Origin of the sequence: Cupriavidus phytohabitans, from assembly GCF_000426345.1 — a bacterium.
Taxonomy (GTDB): domain Bacteria; phylum Pseudomonadota; class Gammaproteobacteria; order Burkholderiales; family Burkholderiaceae; genus Cupriavidus.
This window is the reverse complement of record NZ_AUFE01000024.1, coordinates 55,595-78,510: the sequence shown is the minus strand read 5'-3', so window position 1 is coordinate 78,510 and position 22,916 is coordinate 55,595. Positions and strand designations below refer to the sequence as shown.

The 22,916-nt window shown below is 66.6% G+C and carries 23 protein-coding genes; 14 read left to right on the top strand and 9 right to left on the bottom strand.

Annotated features, from left to right (window positions below; all coding sequences use genetic code 11):
- Positions 1–113 precede the first annotated feature (113 nt).
- From K309_RS0118540 to K309_RS0118520, 5 genes are all read left to right on the top strand, one after another.
- Positions 114–1,025, top strand: coding sequence for a DUF72 domain-containing protein (locus tag K309_RS0118540; protein ID WP_029047819.1), 912 nt, complete (start codon positions 114–116; stop codon positions 1,023–1,025).
- Positions 1,026–1,047: 22 nt separating this feature from the next.
- On the top strand, positions 1,048–2,457 hold the full coding sequence (gene dbpA, locus K309_RS0118535; RefSeq protein ID WP_029047818.1) for an ATP-dependent RNA helicase DbpA: 1,410 nt from the start codon (positions 1,048–1,050) through the stop codon (positions 2,455–2,457).
- 157 nt (positions 2,458–2,614) lie between these two features.
- Entirely contained in the window at positions 2,615–3,055 is a 441-nt protein-coding gene (locus K309_RS0118530) for a CBS domain-containing protein (protein ID WP_029047817.1), read from the top strand.
- 270 nt (positions 3,056–3,325) lie between these two features.
- Positions 3,326–4,879, top strand: coding sequence for an MDR family MFS transporter (locus K309_RS0118525; RefSeq protein WP_084402464.1), 1,554 nt, complete (start codon positions 3,326–3,328; stop codon positions 4,877–4,879).
- Positions 4,880–4,960: 81 nt separating this feature from the next.
- Positions 4,961–5,578 (top strand): glutathione peroxidase, encoded by a 618-nt coding sequence (locus K309_RS0118520; protein ID WP_029047815.1) that lies wholly within the window; start codon positions 4,961–4,963, stop codon positions 5,576–5,578.
- Between the two features lie 22 nt (positions 5,579–5,600).
- Here the strand turns inward: K309_RS0118520 and gstA are convergent, their stop codons facing one another.
- The 3 genes from gstA to K309_RS0118505 all read right to left on the bottom strand — a co-directional run bounded on the left by gstA (position 5,601) and on the right by K309_RS0118505 (position 8,529).
- Positions 5,601–6,227, bottom strand: coding sequence for a glutathione transferase GstA (gstA, locus tag K309_RS0118515; RefSeq protein ID WP_029047814.1), 627 nt, complete (start codon positions 6,225–6,227; stop codon positions 5,601–5,603).
- A 185-nt stretch (positions 6,228–6,412) separates the two neighbouring features.
- Positions 6,413–7,141 carry a maleate cis-trans isomerase family protein gene (locus tag K309_RS0118510; protein WP_029047813.1) on the bottom strand — a complete coding sequence of 243 codons (729 nt, stop codon included), beginning with the start codon at positions 7,139–7,141 and terminating at the stop codon, positions 6,413–6,415.
- Positions 7,142–7,230: 89 nt separating this feature from the next.
- Positions 7,231–8,529 (bottom strand): MFS transporter, encoded by a 1,299-nt coding sequence (locus tag K309_RS0118505; protein ID WP_029047812.1) that lies wholly within the window; start codon positions 8,527–8,529, stop codon positions 7,231–7,233.
- Between K309_RS0118505 and K309_RS0118500 the strand changes: the two genes are divergently transcribed.
- From K309_RS0118500 to K309_RS0118490, 3 genes are all read left to right on the top strand, one after another.
- Positions 8,528–9,436 (top strand): GntR family transcriptional regulator, encoded by a 909-nt coding sequence (locus tag K309_RS0118500; protein WP_232232418.1) that lies wholly within the window; start codon positions 8,528–8,530, stop codon positions 9,434–9,436. The genes K309_RS0118505 and K309_RS0118500 overlap by 2 nt on opposite strands.
- Positions 9,437–9,461: 25 nt before the next feature.
- Positions 9,462–10,322: a fumarylacetoacetate hydrolase family protein gene (locus tag K309_RS0118495; RefSeq protein ID WP_029047810.1), complete on the top strand. Its 861-nt coding sequence runs from the start codon at positions 9,462–9,464 to the stop codon at positions 10,320–10,322.
- 292 nt (positions 10,323–10,614) lie between these two features.
- Positions 10,615–11,838 carry a M20 aminoacylase family protein gene (locus K309_RS0118490; RefSeq protein ID WP_029047809.1) on the top strand — a complete coding sequence of 408 codons (1,224 nt, stop codon included), beginning with the start codon at positions 10,615–10,617 and terminating at the stop codon, positions 11,836–11,838.
- 17 nt (positions 11,839–11,855) lie between these two features.
- Here K309_RS0118490 and K309_RS0118485 read toward each other — a convergent pair whose 3' ends face one another.
- Complete coding sequence (locus K309_RS0118485; protein ID WP_029047808.1) at positions 11,856–12,674, bottom strand: AraC family transcriptional regulator; 819 nt, start codon at positions 12,672–12,674, stop codon at positions 11,856–11,858.
- Between the two features lie 127 nt (positions 12,675–12,801).
- Between K309_RS0118485 and K309_RS0118480 the strand changes: the two genes are divergently transcribed.
- The 3 genes from K309_RS0118480 to K309_RS0118470 all read left to right on the top strand — a co-directional run bounded on the left by K309_RS0118480 (position 12,802) and on the right by K309_RS0118470 (position 15,641).
- A complete protein-coding gene (locus K309_RS0118480; RefSeq protein WP_051320506.1) occupies positions 12,802–14,043 on the top strand; it encodes an MFS transporter in 1,242 nt (413 codons plus the stop codon).
- 162 nt (positions 14,044–14,205) lie between these two features.
- Complete coding sequence (locus K309_RS0118475; protein ID WP_029047806.1) at positions 14,206–14,529, top strand: hypothetical protein; 324 nt, start codon at positions 14,206–14,208, stop codon at positions 14,527–14,529.
- Positions 14,530–14,651: 122 nt separating this feature from the next.
- Complete coding sequence (locus tag K309_RS0118470) at positions 14,652–15,641, top strand: Bug family tripartite tricarboxylate transporter substrate binding protein (RefSeq protein WP_029047805.1); 990 nt, start codon at positions 14,652–14,654, stop codon at positions 15,639–15,641.
- 15 nt (positions 15,642–15,656) lie between these two features.
- Here the strand turns inward: K309_RS0118470 and K309_RS0118465 are convergent, their stop codons facing one another.
- Positions 15,657–16,337: a response regulator transcription factor gene (locus K309_RS0118465; RefSeq protein ID WP_029047804.1), complete on the bottom strand. Its 681-nt coding sequence runs from the start codon at positions 16,335–16,337 to the stop codon at positions 15,657–15,659.
- 286 nt (positions 16,338–16,623) lie between these two features.
- On the opposite strand from K309_RS0118465, the gene K309_RS0118460 reads away from it, so the two are divergent.
- Positions 16,624–17,331 (top strand): response regulator transcription factor, encoded by a 708-nt coding sequence (locus tag K309_RS0118460; RefSeq protein WP_029047803.1) that lies wholly within the window; start codon positions 16,624–16,626, stop codon positions 17,329–17,331.
- Between the two features lie 71 nt (positions 17,332–17,402).
- Here the strand turns inward: K309_RS0118460 and K309_RS0118455 are convergent, their stop codons facing one another.
- The 4 genes from K309_RS0118455 to minC form a co-directional block, all read right to left on the bottom strand.
- On the bottom strand, positions 17,403–18,482 hold the full coding sequence (locus tag K309_RS0118455; RefSeq protein WP_029047802.1) for a porin: 1,080 nt from the start codon (positions 18,480–18,482) through the stop codon (positions 17,403–17,405).
- A 334-nt stretch (positions 18,483–18,816) separates the two neighbouring features.
- Complete coding sequence (gene minE / locus K309_RS0118450) at positions 18,817–19,071, bottom strand: cell division topological specificity factor MinE (protein ID WP_006164360.1); 255 nt, start codon at positions 19,069–19,071, stop codon at positions 18,817–18,819.
- Positions 19,072–19,092: 21 nt separating this feature from the next.
- Positions 19,093–19,908 (bottom strand): septum site-determining protein MinD, encoded by an 816-nt coding sequence (gene minD, locus K309_RS0118445; RefSeq protein ID WP_029047801.1) that lies wholly within the window; start codon positions 19,906–19,908, stop codon positions 19,093–19,095.
- Between the two features lie 67 nt (positions 19,909–19,975).
- Positions 19,976–20,806, bottom strand: coding sequence for a septum site-determining protein MinC (minC, locus tag K309_RS0118440; RefSeq protein ID WP_029047800.1), 831 nt, complete (start codon positions 20,804–20,806; stop codon positions 19,976–19,978).
- 242 nt (positions 20,807–21,048) lie between these two features.
- Between minC and K309_RS0118435 the strand changes: the two genes are divergently transcribed.
- Both K309_RS0118435 and K309_RS0118430 read left to right on the top strand, forming a co-directional pair.
- Positions 21,049–22,020 carry a magnesium and cobalt transport protein CorA gene (locus K309_RS0118435; RefSeq protein WP_029047799.1) on the top strand — a complete coding sequence of 324 codons (972 nt, stop codon included), beginning with the start codon at positions 21,049–21,051 and terminating at the stop codon, positions 22,018–22,020.
- A 147-nt stretch (positions 22,021–22,167) separates the two neighbouring features.
- Positions 22,168–22,869 (top strand): tetratricopeptide repeat protein, encoded by a 702-nt coding sequence (locus K309_RS0118430; RefSeq protein ID WP_029047798.1) that lies wholly within the window; start codon positions 22,168–22,170, stop codon positions 22,867–22,869.
- Positions 22,870–22,916 lie beyond the last annotated feature (47 nt).

The following is a 22,916-nucleotide window of genomic DNA, read 5'->3' as shown; positions in this document are numbered from 1 at the left end:
GCAAGCCTGCTTCCGGCTTCTTCGTTTCTGGTGCCCTGCCCGGTCCGGCATGGCGCCCCGCTGGCCGCGGTTTCCCGCTAGACTTGGGTTCTCGCGTCCGGGGAGTTCGCGCCATGGCAGCACGCACCGCGGCCAAGTCCGCACCTGAGCCGTCACCAAAGCCTGCGTCTGCGCCCACAGCGGCGCCAGCGGCGCGGCGCAAGGCCGGCGGCCTGTTCCGGGTCGGCATCGGCGGCTGGAATTTCGCACCCTGGCGCGACAACTTCTATCCGGCCAGGATGCCGCAATCGCGCGAACTGGCCTACGCCAGCCGGCACCTCAGCGCGATCGAAATCAACAGCACTTATCACGGCACGCAGAAGCGTTCGTCGTTTATCAAGTGGCGTGATGAAACACCGGACAATTTCGTGTTCGCGGTGAAGGCGTCGCGCTTTGCCACCAATCGGCGCGTGCTGGCGGAATCGGCCGAATCGATCGAACGCTTTATCGACAGCGGCATTGCCGAACTGGGCTCCAAGCTCGGTCCACTGGTATGGCAGTTCGCGCCGACCAAGCAGTTCGATGCGGAGGATTTCGAGGGTTTCCTGCAATTGCTGCCGGCGTCCGTCGAAGGCGTGAAACTGCGTCACGTGCTGGAGGTGCGGCATGACAGCTTCATGTCGCCGGACTACCTGAAGCTCGCACGCAAGTACAAGGCCGCCACGGTGTTCACCGATTCGCCGAAATTCCCGTCGATGGCGGACCTGACCGCGGATTTTGTCTACGCGCGCCTGATGGAAAGCAGCGAGAAGCTGAAGACCGGCTATGGTCCCAAGGCGCTCGACGAATGGGCCGAACGCGCGCAGTCATGGGCGCAGGGCGCGCAGCCGGCCGACCTGCCGGTGCTCGAAGACCGCAAGCCGGCCGCACGCAAGCGCGAGGTCTTTGTCTTCTTCATCAACGGCGCCAAGGAACGCGCGCCGGCCGCCGCGCAGGCGTTGCTGGAGCGGCTTGGCTGGACGCCGCCCGCCGATGCGGATGCCTGACGCCGGATCGCTATAATCCCGCATGAACTCGACCCCCGCCCAGCCGCAAGCCGGCCCCGCTTTTTCCACGCTCCCGCTGTCGCCCGCCATGCTCGCCACGCTGGCGCAGCTCGGCTATGACGAAATGACGCCGATCCAGGCGGCCAGCCTGCCAATCACGCTGGCCGGCCAGGACCTGGTCGCGCAGGCCAAGACCGGCAGCGGCAAGACCGCGGCGTTCGCGCTGGCGCTGCTGAACCGGCTCGATCCGCGCCGCTTCGACGTGCAGGCCATGGTGCTGTGCCCGACGCGCGAACTGGCCGACCAGGTCACGCAGGAAATCCGCCGCCTCGCGCGCGCCGAAGAAAACATCAAGGTGCTGTCGTTGTGCGGCGGCTCGCCGATGCGCCCGCAGGTGGACAGTCTTATTCATGGCGCGCATATCGTGGTGGGCACGCCGGGCCGCATCCTCGATCATATCGATCGCGGCAGCCTGGACCTGGCGGCGATCAACACGCTGGTGCTCGACGAAGCCGACCGCATGCTCGACATGGGTTTTTTCGACGATATCGCCTACATCGCCAGCCGTTGCCCGAAGGAGCGCCAGACGCTGCTGTTCTCGGCAACGTATCCCGAAGGCATCGACAAGCTTGCCCACAAATTCCTGCGCAAGCCGCAGTCGCTGAAGCTGGAAGCGACGCATGACAACGCCACCATCCGCCAGCGCTTCTATGAAGTGGAGGAAGGCGAGCGCCTGGGCGCGGTGGGGCGGCTGCTCGACCATTTCCGCCCGGCCAGCACGCTGGCGTTCTGCAATACCAAGGCGCGCTGCCGCGAACTGGTGGAGCTGCTGCGCGCGCAGGGCTACCAGGCGCTGGCCCTGCATGGCGACCTGGAGCAGCGCGATCGCGACCAGGTGCTGGTGCAGTTTGCCAACCGCAGCTGCTCGGTGCTGGTTGCCACCGACGTGGCCGCGCGCGGGCTCGATATCGCGCAGCTGGAAGCGGTGATCAATGTCGAGATCACGCCCGACCCCGAGGTGCACGTGCACCGCATCGGCCGCACCGGCCGCGCGGACCAGGAGGGCTGGGCGTTCAGCCTGGTCAGCATGGACGAGATGGGGCGCGTGGGTAACCTCGAACAGCACCACGGCGGTGAATTCGAATGGCATGCGCTGGCCGAGCTGACACCCGCGAGCAACGAGCGGCTGCTGCCGCCGATGGTGACGCTGCAGATGCTGGGCGGGCGCAAGGAGAAGATCCGCCCCGGCGACATCCTGGGCGCGCTGACCGGCGAGGCCGGCTTCACCAAGGAGCAGATCGGCAAGATCAATGTGCTGGAGATGTCGACCTATATCGCGGTGGAGCGCAGCATCGGCCGCGAGGCGGTGAAGCGGCTCAATGCGGGCAAGGTCAAGGGCAAGAAGGTTAAGGTGCGCCTGATGACCGAGTGAGCGGGGCGCCGGCAGCCGTGGTTGCACCACAACATTGCTTACAAAGATTCGTGTAAGTCACCCTGTAAGCCGGCGCATTCCTTTGCTACTCTGTTTCCATTGGCCGCAAGGCAGGTAGCGCCAGCCGCATGATTTCTCGACGGAAGAGGAGTTGGTGATGAAAACTGCACGCCAGGTTCTGGAATCCAAGCCGACTCAGGCCATCTACAGCATCCCGCCGACGGCGACGGTCTATGCCGCGCTGCAGCTGATGGCCGAGAAAGGGATCGGGGCCCTGCTGGTGATCGAGCACGGGGCCATCATGGGCATCCTGAGCGAGCGCGACTATGCGCGCAAGGTGATCCTGATGCAGCGCACCTCGCGCGAGACGCTGGTGCGAGACATCATGACCACCTCGGTGATCTACGTCAGCGCCGGCCAGAGCACCGACGAATGCATGGCGCTGATGACCAAGCACCGACTGCGCCACCTGCCGGTGATGGAGAACGATGAGCTGGTCGGCATGCTGTCGATCGGTGACCTGGTGAAGGACATCATCTCCGAGCAGCAGTTCATCATCGAGCAGCTGGAGCATTACATCCATGGGGGTGGGCATTAAGGCATTGATGGGCCCCGTGGCGAATTGACGCGCCGGCCCTCTCCCCCGGCCCTTCTCCCGCGGGCGGGAGAGGGGAGAAAGCCGCAGGGGTTTGACGACACCCCGTAGTCTCCGCTCAGCGCGATATGCGCTTACCGCATATAATTATGCGGTTACTGAATTACGGTCACTCCGCTGCGGCTTCCTGCCGTTCCTGGCGGACCTTCCGGCCGCCAATTCCCCTTCTCCTATGTTTGCCTCGCGGCACATTGCCGCGTACCCGTGTCTGCAATGTCGTCGTCCGCATCCGCCGCCCAAGCCATCCCAACGCCCGTCCACGACCATCGCGCCATCATGCGTGTCATCGGCGGCATCGTGCTGTGCATCCTGCTGGCGGCGCTGGACCAGACCGTGGTGATCCCGGCGGTGCCGGCCATCGCCAATGACCTGAACGGGTTTGGCCACCTGTCGTGGATCGTGACCGCGTACCTGATCGTGTCGACGGTGACCACGCCGCTGTACGGCAAGCTTTCCGACAGCTTCGGGCGGCGCCGCCTGCTGATGGTGGCGATCACGCTGTTCATCGGCGCCTCGGTGGCGTGCGCGCTGGCGCAGACGCTGGGGCAGCTGATCCTGTTCCGCGCGCTGCAGGGCGTGGGCGGAGGCGGGCTGATGTCGCTGGCGCAGGCGGCCATCGCCGACGTGGTGGCGCCGCGCCAGCGCGGGCGCTACCAGGGCTACCTGGCCACGGTGTGGGCGGTGGCGTCGATCGCGGGGCCGCTGGTGGGCGGCTGGGTGTCGGACCACATGTCGTGGCGCTGGCTGTTCTGGGTCAACGTGCCGCTGGGCCTGCTGGCGATGGTGATGTGCTATCGCGGCCTGGCGGTGCTGCCGTCGCGCGGCGGTCGCGCGCGTGTCGACTGGCTGGGCGCGCTGCTGCTGGCGGTGGCCATCGTCGCTTTCCTGCTGGCGATGAGCTGGGGTGGCGATGTCTATGACTGGCTGTCGCCGGAGCTGGCTGCACTGCTCGTCGCCGCGGCCGTGGCGGTGGCGCTGCTGGCGTGGCAGGAGCGCCGTGCCGCCGACCCGATGCTGCCGCCGCGGCTGTTCGGCAACCGCGCCTATGTGATGGGCGTGGCGGCATCGGCGCTGTCGGCGCTCAATATCTTCCTGTGCATCTTTGCGCTGCCGCTGCACTTCCAGCTGGTGCGCGGCGCCGATGCCTCGACCTCCGGCCTGCTGGTGATGCCGTTCCTGGTGGCGACGGTGGCGGGCAACTTTATCGTGGCCTGGGTCGCGCCGCGCGTGGGCCGCATGCGCGGCATCCTGACGGCGGGCTATGTCGCCGGTGCGCTCGGCTTGATCGTGCTGGCCCTCGTGACGCCGGCGGTGCCGCTGGCTGTTGTGCTGATGGCGATGACGCTGGCCGGCGTTGGCCTGGGCATCACCATGGTGGCCACGCTGATGAGCGTGCAGAACGTGCTGGAGCGCCGCGATACCGGCGCCGGCACTGGCGCGCTGCTGGTGCTGCGCTCGCTCGGCAGCGCGCTGGGCGGGGCGCTGGCGGGCACACTGCTGACGCTGGAATTCCGCCATGCGCTGGCGGCTTCGGGCGTGACGCAGGCGCTAGACCTGGGCGCGCTGCGCCATGGCAGCGAAGCACTGGCGCAGTTGTCGCCGGCGGTGCGGCAGGTGCTGGCTGGCGGCGTCGAGTCGGGTTTCCACCTGATCTTTGCCGTCGGTGCGGTCGCGTCGGTGCTGGCGCTGCTGGTCGTGCGCAGCATGCCGGACCTGGAGTTGCGCGGCAGCGTCACCGAGCACGCGGCCACGCTGGCGATGGACTGAAGCGGCGGGCGGCAGCGGGCACGTCATCGGCGTAGACTACGCGTACCCGATACAGCGAGCCGATCCCTGGAGCCCGTCGCCATGTTCCGTCGTTCCCTGACTGTCCATCCCCTCGCCTTCGCTGCCGTCGCGTTTGCCGCGTCGGCACTGCTGCCCTCGCCTGCCCGCGCCGCCGACAAGCCCGCGGCGCCCGCTGCCACGGCGCCGGCCGGCACTTGCCCCGCATCGCTCAACTTCACCTTCCCGCGCCTGCAGGACGAAGCGCCGCAGAACCTGTGCCAGTACGCCGGCAAGGTGGTGCTGGTGGTCAACACGGCCAGCTATTGCGGCTTCACGCCGCAATATGAAGGGCTCGAGGCGCTGCACGCCAAATACAATGCGCGCGGCCTGGTGGTGCTTGGATTCCCGTCCAACGATTTCTCGCAGGAGCCGGGCTCGGAGAAGCAGATCGCGGACTTCTGCTACAACACCTACGGCGTCAAGTTCCCGATGCTGGGCAAGTCGCACGTGCGCGGCAGCGACGCCAATCCGATGTACGCGCTGCTGGCCAGGCAGACCGGCACCGCGCCCAAGTGGAACTTCTACAAATACCTGATCGGCCGCGACGGCAAGGTGGTGGCCAGCTATGACAGCCGCACCAGGCCGGACGACAAGGAACTGGTGGCGAAGATCGAATCGCTGCTCGGCGCGCAGCGCTGAGCAGCGTCCTGCCCCCGTCAGCTCAGTCGCGCACAAGCCCTTCCGCGCGCATCGCGTCCTGCACCGCGGGCCGTGCGGCCACGCGCGACAGGTATTGCTGCAGCGACGGGTATGCGCTCAGCGGCACCATCAGCATGCGCGCCCAGCCGAGGATGGTGAAGCAGTACGCATCAGCCACGGTGTAGCGGTCGCCCATCAGGTATTGGCGGGTTTGCAGGTGGCGGTCAAGCTCGGCGAAGCGCGCCTGCAGCCTGGCCTTGCATTCCTGCTGCGTGCTTGGCGCGGTTTCCTTGTGCCACAGCCACGGGCTGAACACCTTGTGCAGTTCGGTGGAAACCAGCGTCAGCCAGCCGGTGGCTTCCAGCCGTTCGCGCGTGCCGGCGGCCGGCAGCAGGTTGCGTTCCGGCACCAGATCGGCGATGTACTGCAGCAACGACGCCACTTCGGTATGGCGTGAGCCGTCGTCCAGCTGCAGCAGCGGCACGTAGCCGCGCGGGTTGATGGCGTAGTAGTCGTCGCTGCCGTGCTCCGGCTGCGCCAGCTTGTGATGCTGGAGGTCGACACGGGCCAGCGTGACGGGCAGGCCGGCTTCGCGCAGCGCGATGTGGACGGACATCGAGCATGCACCTGGGGAGTAGTAGAGCTTCATCGCGATCCTGTTTGGGGTTGGCTGGCCGCCACGCCGTTGTGGGGCCGTGTGGGCAGTCTAGGATCGCGGGCTCGGTGCGGCAATGCGCGGGCGTGCGGAGGGCGATTGCAGATTTGCACAGCGTCTCGCCGTGCGATGGTTTGCCCCTTTCCCGCGTGCGGGAGAGGGGCAAACCTGCAGCAAACCTACTCCACTTCGCGGAACAACCGCCCCCACCCTTTCAGCTCGCGCGTATCCACGCCGCACAGGCGCAGCGATTTCCACACCACCGTCGAAATGGTGTCGTACAGCGGAATCCCCGTCTCGGCTTCAAGTTCCTCGGCCAGGTGCGCCGCACGCAGGTTGGTGCAGAACGTGGTGATCGCCTGCGGGCCGTGCTGCGCGAGGCCGCGCACCATCTCGCGGATGGTGTCCGCTTCGACTTCGGCAAAGCTGTAGTTGACGTGCAGGTCGAGGTGGCTTTCCGCCACGCAGTGAAAGCCGCTGCGTTCGTAGTTGGCGATGATGCGCTGCTGCACGTCGTCCAGGTACGGCGTGGCCAGGCCAAAGTTGCGCGCGCCGGTCTTTTCCAGGATCTCGTTGAGCGCCAGCACCGAGGTGGTGGCCGGGATGCCGGTCGCCTCGGTGATCTGCCTGCACAACGCTTCATCCTTGTCGAAGCCGAGCCAGCCGGACGAGGTGCCGTTCCAGGCGATGACGTCGACGCGCGCATCGGCCAGCAGGCTGGCGGCTGCCAGGATCTTGTCGAGGTTGAACTGCCCCAGCGCCTGGTCGCGCAGCGATATCTCGGTCACGGTGAAGCGCGAGAAATGCGCGCTGACGTTGGGCAGGCCGGCAACCATCGCGCTGGTGATGGGCTCGAGCGCCGTGTTGGAAGACGGCGTGAGCATGCCGAGTCGGATTTGCTTGGTCATGTTGTGGTCTCAGGAGTGGATGCGGGGCCGGGACGTTGCCGGCCCCCTGTTCGTCTTGGAATTCAGGTGATCGCGGCGATCCGCGAGAATCAGACCGGAATCTTGGTCTCGTAGTCGATGGCGGTCGAGGCCAGCAGCAGTCCCACGCCAGCGGCGGCGAAGAACATCAGCGCCAGGAAGTACGAGCCGGTGAACTGCACGATCATGCCGACGATGATGGGCACGGTGATGCCGCCGATATTGCCGCCCAGGTTCATCACGCCGCCCAGGAAGCCGACCTTGTTGCGCGTGCCGAGCATCGACGGGACACACCAGAACAGGCCGCACCAGCGCAGGAAGAACAGCGTGGACGACAGCAGCACCACCACGATGATCGGGTCGCTGACATAGGCCACCGAGAAGATCGACGCCGTGGCAACGACCGCGGCAATGCCGAACAGCGTGCGCATCACCACGTTGGGACGGCCGCCCGCCTCTTTCCACTTGTCGGCGATCCAGCCGCCGATCAGTTCGCCGATAAAGCCGCTGAAGAAGATGATGAAGCTGGCGCCGCCCATCTGCTTGATGTCGAAGCCGTGCACCTTGTTCAGGTAGTTGGGCATCCACGTCAGCAGGCCGTAGAACACGGTGTTGAAGCACATCCAGCCGATCGCCATGCACCACACCGAGCGGTACTTGAAGAAGTCGAGCGAGCGGCCCGACAGGTTGGCCGGTTCGGCCCGGTGCTCGTTGGCCTGCGCTTCCTCGATATAGCGCGCTTCCATCTCGTTCACGCCGCGGTGCTCGCGCGGGGAATTGCGCACGTAGTACCAGGCCATGAAGCCGGCCAGCACGGTGCCCACGCCGGCCACGATAAAGGCCAGCCGCCACGAGCCCAGCGAGGCGATCAGCCACGTGATGATGATGGCGCCGAGCGCCGCGCCCAGCGGTGCGCCGCCGTCCAGCAGCGTGGCGCCGCGGCCGCGTTCGTTCTGCGTCATCCAGATCGCGTTGAGCTTGCCGCCGGCCGGGTAGATCGGCGCTTCGGCTGCGCCCAGGCCGAGCCGGGTCAGCATCAGCGACATGGCATTGGTGGTGAACGCCGCGATGGTCTGGGCGAGCCCCCAGAACACGGTGGCGCAGGCAATCACGATGCGCGGCTTGTACTTGTCGGCCAGCATGCCGCCCGGTACCTGCATCAGCGCGTAGGTCCAGAAGAACGAGCTGAGGATCAGGCCCTGCATGGTGGGACTGAGGTCGAATTCCTTCGCGATCAGCGGCATGGCCACCGAGAGCGAGGCGCGATCAATGTAGTTGATCGCGATGAGGAACAGCATCATCAAAAAAATCTTCCAGCGCACGGAGGTCTTGGCCTCCGTCAACACTGTCGCCTGGCTTGTCGTTTGCATGGCGGCGTCTCCTTGTCTCGGTCCTTGGGTGGGCGGTTTTAATGGGTGTCGCGCAACAGGCCGGAGTATAAGATACGTAATCTGTAATTACAACGCTCGTAAGTTATTGATTTTACGATGTTGCGGATGCACAATTTTGGGATGTGATAGCCTTCTCGTGGTGCATTTCCCCAATCTGGTGACGTCTGTGACACAAACGCTTTCCCCAACTACGCGCCTGCGCACCCTCGGCATGTCCGCCGGCATCGCTGCCCGGCTGCGCACCATGATCGAAGAGGGCGAGTTGCCGCCCGGCGCCCGCATCGACGAACGCGCCTTCTGCGAAACCTTCGACGTCTCCAAGACGCCGCTGCGCGAGGCGCTCAAGGTGCTGGTCTCCGAGGGACTGGTGCTGCACCGGCAATACATCGGCTACCGCGTGGCGCCGCTCGACCTGGAGGAGTTGCGCGCTACCTTCGAGACCCTGCACGGGCTCGAGGCACTGGCCGGCGAACTGGCGGCGCGGCGGCTGGGCGACGCCGCCATGGCGAAGCTGGAGCGGCGCCACCAGGCCATGATCGACGCACATGCCGCGGGGCGGCGCACCGACTATTTCCGCATCAACCAGGAAATCCACCAGCTGATCATCGACGGCGCCGCCAACCCGGTGCTGGCCGGCGTCTACGCCACGCTGATGAGCAAGGTCCACCGCGCGCGCGGCGCCGCCAATGCCGACACCCTGCGCTGGCAGGAGTCGCATGAGGAACATGAAGAAATCATGGCCGCGCTGCGCGAGCCCGGCAGGCCGCGCCTGGCGCAGGTGCTGCGCCGGCATTCCGAAAACACCGCGACCGAGGTACTCGCGGTGGTGGCGGCTTCGCTGGCCGAAGCCGGCGCGCGCGACGCCGGCCTGAAGCAGTCCGCCTGAACAATCCCCAAGGAAGACAACGACAATGAAACTGGTTCGAGTAGGCAATCCCGGCGCCGAGCGCCCGGGCGTGATCGATGCGGAGGGCCGCGTGCGCGACCTGAGCGGCGTGGTGGGCGAGATCGGCCCGGGCGAGCTGGCGCCCGCGGCGCTGGCGCGGCTGGCGCAAGTGGATGTGGCATCCCTTCCTGTGGTCGAAGGCGAGCCCGATGCTATGCGCTTCGGCGTGCCATGGACAGGCATCGGCAAGATTGTGGCGATTGGCCTGAACTATGCCGATCACGCCGCCGAGGCCGGCATGCCGTTGCCGGCCGAGCCGATCGTGTTCCTGAAGGCCAACAGCTCGCTGAACGGCCCGAACGACGACGTGATGCTGCCGTTGGGCTCGGAGAAGTCCGACTGGGAGGTCGAGCTCGGCGTGGTCATCGGCACCGTCGCGCGCAATGTCTCGCGCGAGGAGGCGCTGAACCACGTGGCCGGCTACTGCGTGGTCAATGACGTGTCCGAGCGCGAGTTCCAGATCGAGCGCGGCGGCACCTGGGACAAGGGCAAGGGCTGCGACACCTTCTGCCCGGCCGGCCCGTGGCTGGTGACGCGCGATGAAGTGGCTGACCCGCAGGCGCTGGGCCTGTGGCTGGAGGTCAACGGCGAGCGCGTGCAGCGGGGCAGCACCGCGACCATGGTCTTCGACGTGGCGACGGTGGTCAGCTATGTCAGCCGCTTCATGACACTGCTGCCAGGCGACCTGATCGCGACCGGCACGCCGCCGGGCGTAGGCATGGGCTTCAAGCCGCCGCGCTTCCTGAAGGCGGGCGACACGATGCGCCTGGGCGTGGAAGGGCTCGGTGTGCAGAGCCAGCGCGTGGTCGCCTACGGCGAGCGCTGATCGCAGTCCCGGCGCAAGCCGGGCAGGGCGCGGCGTCACCCGGCAAGGTGATGCCGCCGCGCGTTGCGCGATGCTGCAACGCAGGTAAAAAGCGCGCGTTTCGATGGTTCCCCGTCGAAACGCTTTCACACAAAGCGTTGGGTTTCCATACAAAGCGTGCCGTGCGCGCAACGGTTCCGGTGTCGAAAACGCCCGGATCGCATCGATTTACAGGAAATCGCACACTTGGCATTTCGCTTGCGTTTTCTGCGTGAAATACTGGTTATACAGGTTTCGCCAGAGAGCAAACGTCATGTCAGAGCACGCCCCCGAGATCGAGTCCTACCTCGGTACCACACTCAAGCGCCGCTACTGCGGGCTGGCCGACACCCTGGAGAGCCGCGCCGAGCTCGAGGCGATCCGGCGCAACATCCACCAGAATCCCGAACTTGCTTTTGACGAGGTCCGCACCTCCGGGCTGGTCGCCAGCCTGCTGGATGCGTGGGGCTTCGCGGTCACGCGTGGCGTGGGCGGGACCGGCGTGGTCGGGACGCTGAAATGTGGCGAGGGCAGGCGCAGCATCGGTATTCGCGCCGACATGGACGCGCTGCCGATCCACGAGCGCACGGGGCTGCCTTACGCGAGCGCCAATGCAGGCCGCATGCATGCCTGCGGCCACGACGGCCACACCGCGATCCTGCTCGGCGCGGCACGGCAGCTGGCGCGTACGCGCAACTTCGACGGCACTGTCCACCTGATCTTCCAGCCGGCCGAGGAAATCGGCGCGGGCGGTGGCGCCGAGCGCATGCTGGCCGACGGGCTGTTCGAACGCTTCCCGTGCGACGCGATCTTCGGCCTGCACAACCATCCGGGCGTGGAGCAGGGCAACTTCCTGTTCCGCTCGGGCCCGTTCATGGCGGCGTGCGACACCGTCACCATCACCATCCGCGGCAAGGGCGGCCACGCAGCGCGTCCGCACCAGTCGGTCGATCCGATCCTGGTGGCCGGCAGCCTGGTGATGGCGCTGCAATCGGTAGTGTCGCGCTTCGTGGACCCGAACGAGGCCGCGGTGGTGAGCATCGGCACGCTGCACGCCGGGCACGCACCCAATGTGATCCCGGACAGCGCGCGCATGGAGATCAGCGTGCGTTCTTTCAGCCCCGATGTGCGCGCGTCGCTGGAAAACCGCATCCGCCAGCTGGCGATCTCGCAGGCCGAGGGCTATGGCGCGGTGGCGGAGGTCGACTACGTGCGCGGCTATCCGGTGCTGGTGAACAGCGAGCGCGAGACCGAGTTCGCGCGCCAGGTGGCGCAGGAACTGGTCGGCGCCGACAAGGTGGTATCGCAGGCCGCGCGCATCACCGGCAGCGAGGACTTTGCGTATTACCTGCAGCAGCGTCCGGGCTGCTTCGTGCGGCTGGGCAACGGGGCCAACCAGCCGCTGTTGCACAACGCGGGGTATGACTTCAACGACGAGAACCTGACGGTGGGGGCGGCGTACTGGACGCGGCTGGTGGAGCGTTATCTGGGGCGTTGAGCGGAGAAAGCAAACGCCTACCGGAAGAATGCGCTCGGCGGCACGCCGAACTGCCGCCTGAACATTGTCGCGAACGCGCTGGGGCTGTCGTAGCCCAGATCCAGCGCCACGTCGACCACCTTGCTGCCGGCCGCGAGCTTTTCCAGCGCCGCCAGCAGCCGCGCCTGCTGGCGCCATTGCCCGAAGGTCATGCCGGTTTCGCGCGCAAAGCGGCGCTGGATGGTCTTGGGATCCACACCCAGCTTTGCACCCCAGTCCGCCAGTGTCAGCGCGGTGTCGGGCGTATCCACGATCGCATCGCAGATCTGCCGCAGGCCCGCGTCCGCCGGGCGCGGCAGGTGCAGCGGCAGCGATGGCACCAGCAGGACTTCATCGAGCAGCAGGCGCATCAGGCGCGCATCGCGTGTATCCGGTTCATAGGGCAGGGGGATGTCGATCGCGGCCAGGATCAGCTCGCGCAGCAGCGGCGAGATGCCGAGCACGGTGCAGCGCTGCGGCAGGCCCGGCGCGGCATCCGGGCGGATATAAGCGGTGCGCATCTGCACGTGGCCGACCATGCGGATCCAGTGCATGGTGCCGCCCGGCATCCACATGCCGCGCGTGGGCGGCACGATCCACTGGCCTTCGTCGGTGGCCACCACCATCACGCCGTGCACCGCGTGGATCAGCTGCGCGTGCGGGTGCTGGTGCGGCCTGGTCGTTTCGCCGGGCAGGTAGTCGGCGGCCATCGCGGCGACCGGCATCGGGCTGCGGTCGTAGCGGACGTAGCGCGGCGGATTACTGTCGGTGTCGCCCGGCGGGGCAGTGTCGTCGGAAGCACGGAGCGCGCGCGGCATGTCCTTTTCTCCAAGGTTGCGGACCCATTCTCGCAGGACAGGCGCGTGCGCGCCAGCTAGCATCCCTGCTCACAGTCCTGACTGGCCAGCGCCCCCGCTGGCGTTTTCCGTTTGTCGAGAGCCGCCAATGAGCACAACCATCGACTCCGCGCCAGCCGGCGCCTCAGCAGCCAGTACCTCCGCCACGCCGGCACAGGCCGAACGCACCGGCTTCCGCGTGCTGTCGGCGATCAGCTTCGCCCACTTCCTCAACGACATGATCCAGTCGTTGATCCTGGCGATCTACCCGATGCTCAAGGGCGGCTTCAACCTGAGCTTCACGCAGATCGGGCTGCTGACCATGACGTACCAGGTCACCGCCTCGCTGCTGCAGCCGGTGGTTGGCCTGTACACCGACAAGCACCCCAAGCCGCATTCGCTGGCGGTGGCGATGGCCTTCACGCTCGGCGGCCTGCTGCTGCTGTCAGTGGCGCCGACCTACGGCGTGCTGCTGGTTGCGGCGGCGCTGGTCGGCACGGGCTCGTCGATCTTCCATCCCGAGTCGTCGCGCGTGGCGCGCATGGCGTCGGGCGGCCGGCACGGGCTGGCGCAATCGATCTTCCAGGTCGGCGGCAACGGCGGCAGCGCCATGGGGCCGCTGCTGGCGGCGCTGATCGTGCACCAGCAGGCCAGCCTGGCGTGGTTCTCGCTGGCGGCGCTGGTGGGCATCGTGGTGCTGTGGCGCATCGGCGGCTGGTATTCGCGCCAGCTGGCGCAGGGCGCGCGCAAGCGCAAGGCCGCGGGGGCCGCGGCCAGCGCGGTGCCGGCGCGCGTGGTGGTGCGGGCGATGCTGGTGCTGATGGTGCTGGTGTTCTCCAAGTACTTCTACATGGCCAGCCTGACCTCGTACTACACGTTCTACCTGATGGAGCGCTTCGGGCTGGCGCAGCAGAACGCGCAGCTGCACCTGTTCCTGTTCCTGTTCGCGGTGGCGGCTGGCACCATCCTGGGCGGGCCGATCGGCGACCGCATCGGGCGCAAGCGTGTGATCTGGGCATCGATCCTGGGCGTGGCGCCGTTCACGCTGCTGCTGCCGCACGTGGGCCTGCTCTGGACCACGGTGCTGACCTTCATCATCGGCTTTATCCTGGCGTCGGCGTTCTCGGCGATCCTGGTGTTCGCGCAGGAACTGATTCCCGGCAAGGTCGGCATGGTGTCTGGGCTGTTCTTCGGCTTTGCCTTCGGCATGGGCGGCATCGGCGCCGCGGTGCTGGGCGGAATGGCGGATACGCACGGCATCCGCGTGGTGTATGAGTACTGTGCCTATCTGCCGCTGCTGGGGCTGCTGACGGTGTTCTTGCCGGACCTGCGCGAGCGCGTGCACGCCTGACGCGGTTGGCTTCCCGGTGCGCCGGGGCCGCAGGGTGGGGCGCATGCCGTCGCCGGCGGGGGGCGCTGGGCCTTGCTGAGCCCGGTCAGCGCGCGGCAAGCTGAGTGCGTGGGCACTTCCGCTGCTGCGGTGGACTGCTGCCGGCCGGCGTTTTGCGGCATCATGGCGAGCATGAAGTCCGCCATGCCCCCGCTGCCTCCGCTTACTCCGCTTACTCCGGTCAGCTCCCAGCCTGTCCCGACGCCGGCCAATGCCACGCCGGCCTGCGAGCGCTGCCTGGAACTGGCTGCCGACCCACGCCGGCGCGAGCCGCCTGCTTGCCTGGCGCTGCGCAATACCGCGCCGCTGGTCAGCCAGAGCGCCGCGGGCGTGCCGTTCAGCATGCTGACCTTTGCCTGCCGCGACTGCGGCACGGTCTGGCGCCTCTATGACCGCGCCAATGAACTCTTTGTCTCCTGGGTGCCGGAGCGCCCGCTGGTGCGCTGAGTGGTTCGCTGAGCACCGTTGAGCGCGCAACCGATCGGCTAAGATAGCGGCTGTCGCGCGCCGGCCGGCGGCTCTGCCCGGCGAAGGCGCGCCCCAGACCCTCTCCCGGTATTCCCGACATCATGGCCTTCCTGTTCCGCCCGACCCTGCTGGCAGCCACCGTTGCCGCCGGCCTGCTCGCCGCCGCCGCACTGCCCGCCGCCGCCGCAGACAACTACCCCAGCCGCCCGATCCGCCTGATCGTCGCCTATCCGACTGGCGGCATCAGCGACACCGTGGCGCGCGCGCTCGGCGAGCGCCTGTCGGCGCAGATGGGCACCTCCGTGGTGGTCGAGAACAAGGCCGGCGCCGGCGGCAGTATCGGCATCGACGCCGTCGCCAAGTCAGCGCCGGACGGCTATACGCTCGGCTTCGCCTCGACCAGCCCGCTGACGCTGAACCCGCATGTCGGCCACGTCAACTACGACCCGCAGAAGGACGTGGCGCCGGTGATGAGCGTGATGTACTCGCCGGTGCTGGTGGTCGCCACCAACGGTTTCAGCGGCAAGGGCTTCGCCGACATGGTCGGCCAGGCCCGCGCCAGGCCGGGTTCGGTGCGCTGGGCGACCTCGGGCCTGGGCACGGTCGGCCATGTGGTGCTGGAACAGGTCAGGCAGAAGTCGAAGGCCGACATCACGCTGATCCCGTACAAGGGCGCCGGCCAGCAGATGAACGATGCGCTGGGTGGCCAGTTCGAGGTGATGAGCACCAACGCCAGCCCGGCACTGACCCAGCATATGCAGGCCGGCCGCCTGCGCGCGCTGGCGGTCGGCGCTCCCAGGCGGCTGGATAGCCTGGCGCAGGTGCCCACGCTCGCCGAGCTTGGCTATCCCAAGGCCAACCTGACTTCGACCTTCGGCGTCTTCGCGCCGGGCAAGACCCCCGCGGCGATCATCGATCGCCTGAATGCCGAGTTGAACAAGGCACTGGCCGAACCGGAAGTCCACGAGCGCCTGCTCAAGGGCGGCGAAGTGCCTACCGGCGGCACGGCGGCGCAATTCGCCAAGGCGATCCGCGAGGAGTACGCGGAGAACGCGCGCATCGTCAAGGAAGCCGGCATCAAGGCCGATTGACCGGCGACCGCCGGCTCAGGCGGTATCGAGCCGGCTTCCCAGCCCATAGACCGACGACAGCCGCACGCCGTTGTGCGGCCACAGCGACAGCTTGGTGCGCACGCGCGACAGGTGGCTGTCCACCGTGCGCGAGGTCGGCTCGACGTGGTGGCGCCACACCTGGTCGACCATGGTCTGGCGCGGCACCACGCTGCCGAGATTCCGGAACAGCAGCACGGCCAGGTCGAACTCCTTGGGCGCCAGCGGCACCGGCCTGCCATGCACCCAGGCACGCCGCTCCGAGGGGGCGAAACGGAACGCGCCATGCGCTACGTCGCAGGCCTGCGTGGCCGGCCGCACGCGCCGCAGCAGCGCCTGCGCGCGCGCGCCCAGCTCGCCCAGCCGCAGCGGCGCGGGCAGGTAGCTGTCGGCGCCCTGCGCAAAGCAGGCCGCGACAAAGCCCTCTTCGTTCGAGCCGCCGGTCAGCATCACCGGCAGGTCATGGCCGAGCGAGCGCCGCACCCACGCCAGCACATCCAGTGCCGGGATTCCCGGCGTTTCGCAATCGAGGATCAGCAGGTCGAACGTCTCGGCGTGCAGCGCGCCCAGCAGCGTGCGGCCGCTCAGGTAGCGGCGGCACTGGTGGCCGTCCAGGCGCAGGGTCTGTTCGATGCGGATGGCAAGGGTCGGATCGGTCTGCAGCGAGGCAATCTTCACGGTCGTGCTCCTGCCGGGGCGTGCCACCGGCAAAGAATGCGGGCAGGAATGCAAACGGGAACTCAAACGCAAATGCTGACGCGGTTGTGCCATCGGCGCCGGTTGCCCGGCGCCGCGGCGATGCCATGTTATGGGCACGGTGCCGAGGCAAGAAGTAAAAGATTGTTGAAAGCCTGAATTGAGGTCTTTCCTATTCGTCCCGCCGGTCGCGCGGTCTTAAATGACCCGCTACGGCCGGCAGCCATGGTGCGCTGCCCTGGCCGGCAAACGTCGCCGGAGACCACACATGGGAAAGAAGATTGCATCGCTGGAAGACGCGCCCGCCGATGCGGCGCTGATCCGCCGGATCATTGCCGGCGGCGGGCATGAGTGCGTGACCTTCACTGAAAGCCGCAAGCTGCTGCTGGCGCTGCGCAATGCGTGCTTCGACCTGCTGCTGCTCGACTGGTCGATGCCGGACCTGTCCGGGCGCGAGGTGCTGGCGTGGGTGCGCACGCATCTCGACCGGCGCGTGCCGGTGATGTTTCTCAGCGGGCGCGATGCCGAGCAGGACATCATCAGCGCGCTCGCCGCCGGCGCCGACGACTATATGGTCAAGCCGGTGCGTCCCGCCGAACTTTCGGCCCGCGTGGAATGCCTGCTGCGGCGCGCCTATCCTGCGGTGCAGTCGCCGCACGCCCCGCTGCGGCTGGGCGAATACGCCTTCGACTGCGCCATGCGCTCAGCCACCTGCAACGGACATCCTGTCTGCCTGACGCCCAAGGAGTTCGACCTCGCCGTGCTGTTGTTCCGCAACGAGGGCCGCATCGTCACGCGCGACCATATCACCGCCGCGGTCTGGGGGCGCGAGATCTCGTCGCTGTCGCGCACCATCGATACCCATGTGTCGCGCGTGCGCAGCAAGCTCGGCCTGCAGGCGTCGCGGGCGCTGCGGCTGACGCCGGTCTACACGCATGGCTACCGGCTGGAACGGATCGAGCGCGCTGCCGCATGAGGGCAGGCGCGCGCCCATGAAAAAAGGCACCCGGAGGTGCCTTTCGCCATCGACTGCTGATCGTGTAACGCTCAGAAGATGTGGCGGATACCGACGGCGGCGCCGGTCTGGTTGTTGCGGCCCGGCATTTCGGTGATGGTGCCGCCCGAGACCTTGTTGAAGTCCACGGTGCCATAGACCTGGGTGCGCTTGGACAGCGAGTACTCGGCCAGCAGCACGCCGGTGTAGCGGCGGCCGTTGTTGTCGTTCACGCCGTTCACGTTCTCGACGTAGTCGCCGTAGAACACGCCGGTCAGGGCCAGTGCCGGGGTGGCCTGGTAGGTCATGCCGATGTAGCCGATGGTGTCCTTGCGCGGATTAGCCGCGAAGTTGCCGCCAGCGGGGACCGGGTTCTGCGTCGCGCCGCCGGTGAAGTTCAGCGAAGCGTCGACCGAGCCGGTGCGGTCCTGGCCGCCGATGTAGCCCAGGAAGATCTTTGCCGGGCCGATCGAGTACTTACCGGCAGCGCCCCACATTTGCTGCTTCTGGCCGGTGGTGTTGCGGACTTCCTGGTACACGCCGCCGATGCCGAACGGACCGTAGGTGTAAGCGGCACGCGCGCCCCAGTACTGGTTCTGGCTCATGCTGCCCGGCTGCTCGCCGAAGCCGTAGCTGGCGCCAACGTCCAGGCCGCCGAACTTGCCGCCGTAGCTGACGACGTTGTCGTTACGGAAGTTGGTCAGGAAGAACGGCCAGGCGTTGTTGGTGTAGTTGCCGATGGTCAGCGGATCGTAGTCGCCGAAGAAATTAAAGCCTTCGGTGTACTGGCGGCCCAGCTTGATCGTGCCGAAGTCGCCCGACAGGCCCACATAGGCTTGACGGCCGAACAGACGGCCACCCTGGTTGGCACGGCCGGTGTCCGGATCGAAGCCGTTTTCCAGCTGGAAGATCGCCTTCAGGTTGTTGCCCAGGGCCTCGCTGCCCTTCAGGCCCCAGCGGCTGTTGGTCACTGCGCCGTTGGTCAGTTCCCACGAGTTGTCGTTGTTGGCGCTCGAGTTCGTCTGGAAGCGGATGCTCTGGTCAACGATACCGTACAGGGTGACGGACGACTGGGCGAATGCCGAACCCGCCAACAGGCTGCCGGCTGCGAGGACGATGGCCGATTTCTTCATGGTGCTCCTTTTCTGTCTTGTACTGTTCTCCGCCGGATCACGGCAGGGACGAAGGTCTACGTTTCGTGTAAACGCCGGCGAAAATTTAACAAAACGTTAGCAGTAAGGACACAAATGTCCGCCAAGCCCGGCTTTCAAGCAGGATTTTGGTGCGAATCCGTTGTCTGGCCGCTACATATTCCAGTTTTGGTGCGTCGCGCAAATGCCGCCATGCAGCTTGGGCACTGGGCTGAGAGGCCACGGCGGTGCGCAAAAGACGACAGGCCAGGGCGCAGACACTGCGCCCTGGCCTGTAGCGGAACGGATGGGGACCGGCCGCGCGGGCCGGCCCGGATCAGCCTTGCGGGATCTCGATCTTGACTTCGAGCACCTCCAGGTTGTCCTGGCGTTCGAGGCTGACGCGCAGGTCCTGGTCGCTGATTTTGACGTACTTGGAAATCACCGCCACCAGTTCGCGCTGCAGCGCGGGCAGGTAGTCGGCGGGGGCGGAATGGCCGGTGCGCTCGTGGGCGAGGATGATCTGCAGCCGCTCCTTGGCGACCGACGCGGACTTTTTCTTCTCCCCCAGCAGGAAGGAAAGGATCGACATTGGGATGTGCCTCCGGACCGTTTATTTGTTGCCGAAGATGCGGGAGAACAGCCCCGGCTTCTGGTAGTCGGTGAAGCGCATCGGCTTGTCCTTGCCGAGGAAGCGGTCCACCACGTCGCCATAGGCGTCGGCCACGTCGCTGCCTTCCAGGTGGATGGCGGGCGTGCCCTGGTTCGATGCGTGCAGCACGGCTTCGGATTCAGGCACCACGCCGATCAGCTTGATGCGCAGGATTTCCTGGATGTCGGTCAGCGACAGCATCTCGCCGCCATGCACGCGCTTGGGGTTGTAGCGCGTGATCAGCAGGTGCTCCTTGATCGGGTCGCCGCCCTCGCTGGCGCGCTTAGTCTTGGACGACAGGATGCCGAGGATGCGGTCCGAATCGCGCACCGACGACACTTCGGGGTTGGTGACGATCAGTGCCTCATCGGCAAAGTACATCGCCATCAGCGCGCCCGACTCGATGCCGGCGGGCGAATCGCACACGATGTACTCGAAGTCCATCTCGATCAGGCCGTTGATGACCTTCTCCACGCCTTCCTTGGTCAGCGCGTCCTTGTCGCGAGTCTGCGAGGCCGGCAGGATGAACAGGTTCTCGCACTTCTTGTCCTTGATCAGCGCCTGGCGCAGGTTGGCTTCGCCCTGCACCACGTTGATCAGGTCGTACACCACGCGGCGCTCGCAACCCATGATCAGGTCGAGGTTGCGCAGGCCGACGTCGAAGTCGATCACGGCAGTCTTGTGGCCGCGCAGGGCCAGGCCGGCGGCAAAGCTGGCGCTGGTGGTGGTCTTGCCGACGCCTCCCTTGCCGGAGGTCACAACGATGATTTTTGCCATGGCTCTTTGGTCCAGTAATTAGGTTGAAGCTTGCGCTGCTTGATTGGGGTCCCCGATGCCGGTGCGGTTACTTGAGCCGCAGCGCCTCGAGGATCAGTTTTTCTTCGGCCAGGCGTACCTGGGCCGTCTTGCCGAGCACATCGGCCGGGAGCGTCTGCTCCGCGGTGCGGTAGATGCCGGCGATGGAAATGAGCTCGGGCTCCATGCACGTGCTGAAGATGCGCGCGGCGGTGTTGCCCTTGACTCCCGCCAGCGCGCGGCCGCGCAGCGGGGCATAGATATGGATGTTGCCTTCGGCGATGACCTCGGCGCCATAGCTGACCACGTCGAGGATCACCACGTCGCCGTGCGCGTAGACCTGCTGGCCCGAGCGCAGCGGCTTGTCGATCAGCAGGGTCTGGTGCTGGCGCACTGCGGCGGCGACCGCGGCATCGGTGGTGGCCTGGGCGGCGGCGCGGGCGGCTTCCTCGCGCGCGGCCTGCTCGGCCGCGGCCTGTGCGGCGGCTTGTGCGGCAGCCTGTTCCGCCTCGGCAGCGGCCTTGGCCTCGGCGGCACGGTCGGCGCCGGCCCCGCTGCCGCGGCGGCTCTGGCTGTCGAGCAGCGGCAGGCCGAAGCGCTCGGCCCATTCGCGCTGGCCCGCGCGGGCCACCACGCCGATGGCGCGTGCCTTGAGCGTGGCAAGAGTCTCGATCACCGTGCCGAGCGCGACTTCGCTATCGTCCTCGAGCGCGCGCAGGTCCAGTGCGATCACGTCATTGGAGAAGAAATCGGGAGTGGCTTCGAACCGGGAGAGGAGGTCATCCCGCAGCGCAGCCATGTCGGCGGTCTGGAGGGCGAGAAGGAGGGCGTCGACGTTGCCACTGCGCAGCTCGAAGCGTGGCGATTTCTTCTGGGACATAGCCGGGTGACCGTGGAAATGCCACATTCTAACGTTCTCTTACTCGCTAACTGTAACAATTGGCGCGATACGTGAGATCGGAGAGAGATGGGTGCCCTGTGCGTTCCATCCGCGCCCGCGTTGTGCCTCAGGCGGCTCGCGAATCAAATCCCGAGTGATGGGTGACACGCAGCACCGGCACGCGCCGCCGTAGCAATTTGCAAAGCCTTGTTACGATTGCGCCATCTGATAGCGGAGGTTCCATGGGCGCCATCGTCAATTGCGTGGCCTACCGGCAGGGCAAGCGGCTCGGCACGGTCGGCATGGAAGAGATTCCCTCGGTGCTTGGCGTGCCCGGCACTTTTGTCTGGCTCGGGCTGCATGAGCCCGACCTGATACTGCTGCGCCAGGTGCAGCTCGCCTTCGGCCTGCACGACCTCGCGGTGGAAGACGCGCTCGATGCGCACCAGCGGCCCAAGCTCGAGGCCTATGGCGATTCGGTCTTCGTCGTGCTCAACACGGCGCAGCTGGTCGAAGACGAAGTGGTGGTCGGCGAGACGCACCTGTTCGTCGGTCCCAACTACGTGGTCTCGGTGCGCCACGGCGCGAGCAGCGCCTACACCCCGGTGCGCGAGCGCTGCGAAAGCGATCCGCAGGGCCTGTCCAACGGACCCGGCTACGTGCTGTATGCGCTGATGGACTTCGTGGTCGACCATTACATGCCGATCGTCACGCGGCTGGAAGACACGCTGGAGGACCTTGAGCAGGGCATCTTCCACGACGAGTTCGATCGCGGGGCGATCGAGCACCTGTACCGGGTCAAGCGCCAGGTGCTGCGCCTGCGCAATGCGGTCAGCCCCGTAGAGGACATGTGCGGCCAGCTGATCCGGCTGCATGAGCAACTGGTGCCACGCGAATTGCGCGCTTACTTTCGCGACATCGAGGACCACGCCAGCCGGCTGGTGCGCACGCTCGACGTGGTCCGCGAAATGCTGACCACCGCGGTGCAGGTCAACCTGGCGCTGGTGACGGTGGGCCAGAACGAGGTGGTCAAGCGGCTTGCCGGCTGGGGTGCAATCCTGGCGATCCCCACGGTCGTGTTCAGCCTGTACGGGATGAACTTCAATTTCATGCCGGAGCTGAAATTCCACTATGCCTATCCGGCGGTGATCGGCGTGACGGCGGTGGCGTGCGGACTGCTGTGGCGCCGGCTGCACCGCGCGGGATGGATATGATCCTTGCAGATGATTTATCGATGCGAAGAATGATTAATCCATGTTTTTATGGTGGTTGATTATTCGTATCGATAAGCTGGTGGCCTACCGGGCGCCTTCGCTGACTCCTACACTGGAGCAAAGTAGGCGCCGCGCCCGGAGTCCGCCATGTCGAAAGCCCGTTCCCCGCATGCCGCCGTGCTGGCCGGCATCCTCTGCGCATGGCTGTGCCTGCCGCCGGCTGCCGCCGCACCCCAGCCGCCCGCTCCCGCGCAGGCGCAGACCCGCGACGCTGTTGCCGCCTATGAGTTGGGCCGCTTCGACGAGGCCTTGCAGGGCTTCTCCAGCGCCGCGCGCCAGGGCAACCGCCTTGCGCAATTCAACTACGCGATGATGCTGCTGCGTGGCGAGGGCACTGCCGCGCGGCCACAAGAGGCATTAGTGTGGCTGCGCAAGGCGGCCGACAATGGCATGACGCATGCGCAATACACCTGGGGCGATCTTTACGAGCGCGGCGAGCTGGTGCCGAAATCGCTGGAAGAGGCGAACCGCTGGTATGAGCGCGCGGCGCAAGGCGGGCACGTGCAGGCGCAGATGGAGCTGGCGACGAATTACTTCACCGGGCGTGGCTTGCCGCGCGACTATGCGCAGGCGTTTGCGTGGTACCGGCGCGCGGCGAGTGCGGGGGATGGTGGCGCGCAGTACATCGTCGGCAGCTTCTATGAGCACGGCGAGCCTGGCGTGGTGGACCGGGATATCGAGCAGGCGAAGATCTGGTACGCGCGCTCGGCGGCACACGGAGATCCGGGGGCGCTGGCGAAGTTGCGGTCGCTGCTGGAGGAGACGGTGAGGGGGAGGGCGGGGATGTGAAGGGCGCGTCGGAGTACGCAAACCTTCATTGACTGAAGGCCGGCTCC